Origin of the sequence: Corallococcus terminator (assembly GCF_003611635.1) — a bacterium.
GTDB lineage: Bacteria > Myxococcota > Myxococcia > Myxococcales > Myxococcaceae > Corallococcus > Corallococcus terminator.
This window is the reverse complement of record NZ_RAVZ01000484.1, coordinates 1-5,419: the sequence shown is the minus strand read 5'-3', so window position 1 is coordinate 5,419 and position 5,419 is coordinate 1. Positions and strand designations below refer to the sequence as shown.

Sequence of the window (5,419 nt, the reverse complement as noted above, 5' to 3'; positions counted from 1 at the left end):
CGGCGACGGCGTCCTCGGTGCACCGCGCGCTGGACTCGGCGTATCCGGAGGAGCGGGAGACGGGGGAGGCCCTGGAGCCGCCTCCCGCGGCCGGGGCGCGTGGGACGTGGCACGTGCGGCTGCTGGGTGCATTCGCGGTGGTGGCCCTGGGGCTGTTCATCGGGTGGGCGGTATTCCCCGAAGTGTCGTCCCCGCCCTCGCGCAAGCTCCAGGTGGTAACGAATCCGCCGGGCGCGCAGGTGCGGTGGGATGGCGCATCGGCCGGGATGACGCCGACGACGCTGGAGGTCCCTGAAGGACACGTGACCCACCGGTTGGAGCTGTTGTTCGTGGGCTATCAGCCCTGGACGACCACCGTGTCGGCGTCGGAGCTGCCCGAGCGCGTGCAGGTGGCGCTGGAGCGGTTGCCGCCGGAGAAGCCGAAGACCGTTCCCGGCCGGGGCCCGCAGGAGGAGGCGCAGTCTGCGGCGGGGGGGCGCGGGAAGGTCGTGAGCACGGACAAGCCACCCGCCCCCGTGCCTCGGGGCATGAAGGGGTTCGTCTACTACTGGAAGGACCGTCACCCGCAGGCGAGTGCGTCGTACATCCTGGGCATGGACCATCTCCGGGGCGGCAACGCGACCCATGCGCAATCGGAGTTCCGGCGGTGCCTGGAGATGGATGACGCCTCCGTGCTGTGTCACCTCCAGTTGGGACGGATGAGCGCGCGGCAGGGGCAGGCCCAGGAGGCCCGCGAGCACTACCAGCGCTACCTGGACCTGGAACCGCAGGGGGACGACGCAGCCGAGGCGCGCAAGTACGTGGCGGGCGGACGGAAGTCCCGGTAGCCGGGCGCCCCGCGATGTTCCTCGTCCTCTCCAAGCTGTTGGACCTGCTGCTCTCCCCGCTCACCTGGGCGTTGCTCCTGGGCGTGGGCAGCCTGTTGTGGCGCCGTCGCGCGCGCGTGTCGGTGGGGCTCCAGCTCGCGGCGCTCGCGGTGCTGTACGCCTTCTCCATCGAACCGGTGGTGGCGCTGCTCACGCGGGCGACGGAGGGCGGCGCGGTGAGCACCTTCCGGAAGGACACCGTCTACGACGCGGTCATCCTGCTGGGCGGAGGGTTGGACGCGGCGGCCACGGAGCGTTCGGGCCAGCCGGAGTACAACGCGGCGCCGGAGCGGATCATGCGGGGCTTCGAGCTGCTGCGGGACGGGCGCGCGAAGCAGGTGCTGCTGACGGGCGGCAACCTGGACGCGAGGCCGGAGGCGGTGGTGGAGGCGGACGTGCTGGCCGGGCAGTTGGAGCACTGGGGCATCGCGCCCGAGCGCATCGTGAAGGAGGGTCGCAGTCGCAACACCCGCGAGAACGCGCTCAACTCCGAGCCCCTGATTCGTGAGCACGGCTGGAAGTCGCTGCTCCTGGTGACGAGCGCCGCGCACCTGCCGAGGGCGGCGGGCTGCTTCGCGGCGGTGGGGATCCAGGCGGACACGCTCGTGGTGGACGTGCGCTCCTCGCCGATACCGCCGGCCCGTTTGAGCTGGCTGCCGCGCGCGGGAGGGCTCAGCCAGAGCACGGACATGCTGCGCGAGCTGGCCGGGCGCGTGGTGTACCGGCTGCGTGGGTGGACGGCGCCTTAGGGATACCGCGCTACTTCATCGTGGGGGGCGCATGCAGGCCGCCAGCAGGCGCGCCCACCAGGGCGATGCGGCCCTGGGGCTTCGCGCGAGGCGCGGGCTTGCCGCTGCTGAACGCGCTGCTGAGCGCATCCCACGGTGACGGGAGGTCCTTGCTCGCGGGCAGCAGCGGCAGGTCCTTGAACATCGTGTAGCCGTCATTGCCCGCGGCCACGAAGCTCAGCGTGGCCAGCCGGTACACCGCCGCGTCGTCCAGCGGCCGGCCGCGCGCTTCCACCTTCGTGACGCGTGCTCCCGGCGGCTTGCGCAGGTCGTAGGTGAAGCGCATGCCGGACACCTGCGGGAAGCGGCCGGGCGGCTTGCCGTCCACGCTGCTCAGGCTGACGCCATTCTCCAGCGCCGCGCGCAGCGTTGCCCCCGTCACCTCCAGCATCACCAGCTCGTTGCGGTAGGGCATGAGCGAGTACAGCTCCCGCCGCGTCATCTTCCCCGCGGGCAGCACCCGGTCCGCGCGGACGGCGCCCCCGTTGACGAGCGCCACGTCCGCGCCCGTCGCCGCGCGGAACGTGTCCGCCAGGAACGAGCCCAGGTTCGTCTCGCCCACCCGGTTCTGCGCGCTCCGGGCATCCAGGGCCACCGGGGAGCGGCCAATGCGTTCGGCCAACGTGGCGAGCAGCGGCGCGTAGGCCTTCATCTGCTCGTTGAAGGCCGCATCGTCCGGAGTCTTCGCGGTGATGGGCAGCACCTTCCACGCCAGCTTCTTCACCGCGCCCGTCTTCGCGTCCAGGTCCAGCGTGAGCCGGCCCAGGTCCACCGCGTCCTCGTCCAGCTTGAAGATGGGCGTGCCCGCGACGGTCTCCTCCACGCGGTCGTGGTCGTGCCCGCCGATGATGACGTCCACGCGCACGCACTTCGCCAGCTCCCGGTCCTGCTCCACCGCCAGGTGCGTGAGCGCCACGACGAACTGGGCCCCGGCCGCGCGCACCGCGTCCACGGACTGCTTCGCCGCCTCGCAGTACGGCGTGATGCGCGTGTCCTTGCCCGGCTTGGACGAGTGCTGCGTCTCCGGCAGCACCACGCCGAAGATGCCCACCTTCACGCCACCCACGTCGCGCACGTCCCACGCCTTCATCCCGTCGAACACCTGGCCCGACTTCACGCTCATCACGTTGGCGCCCAGCCACGGGAAGCGCGACTGCTGGATGCGCGCGCGCAGCACGTCGTCCCCGAAGTCGAACTCGTGGTTGCCCACGACCGAGTAGTCCACGCCGAGCGCGTTCCACGCGTCGATCATCTGCCGGCCCTTGAGCGCCTCGCCCGCCACCTCCGCAGACGACTCCACCGACGGGGAGAGGGTGTCGCCCGCCATCAGCGTGAGGACGTGCGGGGACTCCTTCAGCGCCTGCTTGCGCAGCGTGGCCACGCGCGACAGGCCGCCCCGGTTCTGGGCCGTGGGCTGGAACTGGTACACGTCATTGAGGTGCAGGAGGGTGAGGCGGACGGTCTCCCCGGACGGTGCGGACGTCGGCGGTGCGAGCGTCGGCGCGGCGGCCCCGGCGGAGTGGGCGGCCAGCACCAGCGTGAGCGGCAGGAGCGCGGCCCGGGCGCGCACGGTCATCTTCGTCATCAGGGGTCGTTCTCTTGCGGGGGCACGGGGGAGCGCCAATCCCTCTCGGCGTAGCGCACTCGGCGCATGAAGGCGAGCGGACCGGATTTGGCGCAACGCGCAAGGTGCGCGTCCAACTTCCCGGAGGAAGAAGGGCGTCCAACCGACCGCGTGCTTCCCCCTCAGACGGTGTAGCGCCGGCCCTGCACCAGCGGTTCGATGACGCTCGTGCTCGCGTCGAAACCGTCCGGGTAGTGGATGAGGCGCATCTTCGCTCGCGTGGTCTCCGGCAGCGCGGCGAGCTTCTCGTAGGGCGTGTGCACGCCGTAGTTGGTCTCGTGGATGACGAGGTCCGCCTCCGACAGCCAAGCGATGAGGCCCTCATCGAACGCGGTGTCCGCGCTGTAGCCCAGGCACCGGCCCCCGGCGCGGATGCGGAACGCGGTGGTGGGCACGTGGTGGTAGGTGAAGCGGCACTCGATTTCGAATGGCCCGTGGCGCACCGAGCGCTCCAGGTGCAGCGGCGTGTGCGTGAAGTAGTCCTCGAAGTGCTTGTGGCTGGGGTCCGCGCCCTGCTGTTCGATGAGGCACTCCATGCCTGCCGCGAGGTGCCCTTCCCACAGCCGGCGCGTGACGCTCGGGTGCGCGAGCAGCTCCATCTTCCGCTGCAGCACGAAGAAGGAGAAGTACGCGAGGCTCTCCAGGCCGGAGGCGTGGTCCGCGTGCAGGTGCGTGAGGGCCACGGCGCTGACTCGGTCCACGTCCAGCGCCACGCCGGAGGACTCGGATGCTTCGCGCATCATCTTGCGGATGGGGTGCGGGCAGTCCAGCAGCAGCACCTGGCCTTCCGCCTCCAGCGCGAGACACGACGAGTAGTACAGCGCGGAGAACGCATCACCGACGCCGAGGGGAACGAAGGACAGGCTCATGGGTGGCTCCGGAGGGAAGACGTCAGCCGTTCGCGCAGCATCGCGGCGACGGCGGGAGGGCAGTAGGCAGACACGTCCTCGCCGCGCGCGATGCGCTCCTTGAGGGCGCTGCTGGACACCTCGGCAAGGTGCGCCTCGGCGGGCAGGAAGAGGGTGGAGAGTTCAGGCGCGAGCGCGCGGTTCATCTGCGCGAGCTCCGTCTCGAACTGGGCATCGGTGGCGCCTCGCACGCCGCGCAGCAGCACGCTCGCGCCAATCTCCCGCGCCAGCTCCACGATGAGCCCTTCGGTGTGCGTGACGGTGACGTTGGGATGCCGGGCCACCGCGTCGCGCACCAGCGCCACGCGCTCCGAAGCGGTCAGCAGCGTGTGCTTGTTCGGATTGACCGCCACCACGACGACGACGTGGCTGAAGAGGCGCGCCGCCTGACGCACCACCGACAGGTGCCCCGCGGTGACAGGGTCGAAGCTGCCGGCATAGAGCGCGATGGTCATCACGACACCCCACGAACAGTCCCGGCCCTGGAGGCCCGGATGGAAGGAAACCGCCACGACATCCGAACGGCACCGGAGCGCTTCATGCGTCGTCCCGGGCGTGGGGCTCCGCTGCGTCCAGCAGCCCCGCCGCCATGCGCTTCACGGTGCCCGCCGCCGAACCCGGGGGCACGAGCCCGGGCGCGCTCGCGGAGAGCACGAAGTAGCCCTGCATCGCGGCGAACAACCCCGCGGCCAGCGGACGCGCCCGGCGCCTGCCCACCACCGCCGCGACGAGTGCCTCCAGTTGCTCCAGGTCCGCGCGCACCACCTCTTCGTAGGCGACGCGCACCTCTGGCTGACGGATGGCCTCCGCGCTGATGGTGACCCAGCCCGCGACCGCCGCCACGTCCGCGTCCGGCCCGGTGGCGAGGAACGCGTCCACGAACGCCTCCACCCGCCCTCGCGCATCGTCCAGCGCGAGCCGCGACACCCGGCTGGCGAAGCGCTGCCGTGCGAGCGAGGCCAGCGAGCGCACCAGGGTCAGGAGGATCTCCTGCTTGTCCTTGAAGTGGTAGTGCACCAGCCCCGCGCTCAGGTGCGCCGCCTTCGCGATCTCCGCGACCGACGCGCCCTCGTAGCCGCGCTCGGCCATGGCCTTGAGCAGCCCGGCGACAATCTGTTCCCGGCGCGCTTCGGTGTTGGAGGGACGGGGCATGGGCGATTTGTTTCTAGGTTGTGTGACCAACTTATAAACAGTGCCAGCGCGGACGTCAACCTGCCCCGTGGGGGACGGGTC

6 protein-coding genes are annotated in these 5,419 nt (G+C 71.0%); 2 read left to right on the top strand and 4 right to left on the bottom strand.

What is annotated here, in order from left to right; genetic code table 11:
* On the top strand, positions 1 to 827 hold an 827-nt coding region (locus tag D7V88_RS38555), incomplete at its 5' end, for a PEGA domain-containing protein (RefSeq protein WP_147449057.1).
* A gap of 14 nt (positions 828 to 841) precedes the next feature.
* Positions 842 to 1,615 carry a YdcF family protein gene (locus D7V88_RS38550; RefSeq protein WP_120545522.1) on the top strand — a complete coding sequence of 258 codons (774 nt, stop codon included), beginning with the start codon at positions 842 to 844 and terminating at the stop codon, positions 1,613 to 1,615.
* Between the two features lie 10 nt (positions 1,616 to 1,625).
* On the opposite strand, the gene D7V88_RS38545 is transcribed toward D7V88_RS38550, so the two are convergent.
* The 4 genes from D7V88_RS38545 to D7V88_RS38530 form a co-directional block, all read right to left on the bottom strand.
* The gene (locus D7V88_RS38545; protein ID WP_120545521.1) at positions 1,626 to 3,239 is read right to left on the bottom strand and encodes a bifunctional metallophosphatase/5'-nucleotidase; all 1,614 of its coding nucleotides are present in this window, start codon (positions 3,237 to 3,239) and stop codon (positions 1,626 to 1,628) included.
* 161 nt (positions 3,240 to 3,400) lie between these two features.
* Positions 3,401 to 4,147, bottom strand: coding sequence for an MBL fold metallo-hydrolase (locus D7V88_RS38540; RefSeq protein WP_120545520.1), 747 nt, complete (start codon positions 4,145 to 4,147; stop codon positions 3,401 to 3,403).
* On the bottom strand, positions 4,144 to 4,698 hold the full coding sequence (gene coaD, locus D7V88_RS38535) for a pantetheine-phosphate adenylyltransferase (RefSeq protein ID WP_244238622.1): 555 nt from the start codon (positions 4,696 to 4,698) through the stop codon (positions 4,144 to 4,146). Before coaD ends, D7V88_RS38540 begins: the two co-directional genes overlap by 4 nt.
* 25 nt (positions 4,699 to 4,723) lie before the next feature.
* Positions 4,724 to 5,338, bottom strand: coding sequence for a TetR/AcrR family transcriptional regulator (locus D7V88_RS38530; RefSeq protein ID WP_120545519.1), 615 nt, complete (start codon positions 5,336 to 5,338; stop codon positions 4,724 to 4,726).
* Between the last annotated feature and the right edge of the window lie 81 nt (positions 5,339 to 5,419).